1 pseudogene is annotated in these 233 nt (G+C 62.7%); it reads left to right on the forward strand.

The window, feature by feature from the left end:
* A pseudogene (locus Q4563_RS22920) lies at positions 1–233 on the forward strand (hypothetical protein); the annotation flags it as partial.

The raw sequence follows: 233 nt of genomic DNA on the forward strand, positions 1-233 counted from the left end.
GCCGGAGGTTGCCTTTCTTGCCACCTGTGGTGGCATGTTTATCGGGGATTCAGCGCTGTACCTGATGGGCCGCGGGGCGCTGGTCTGGCCCTGGCTGGCGCAGAAATTCCAGCACGATATGATCCGCCGTCAGGTGACGCCGCTGCAGCAAGCGCCCTGGCATCAGTTGGTGCTGATTCGCTGTATGCCGGGGTTACGCACGTTTGGCTATATCGCCTGCGGTCTGGCACGGG

The organism is Gilvimarinus sp. 1_MG-2023, from assembly GCF_030548285.1.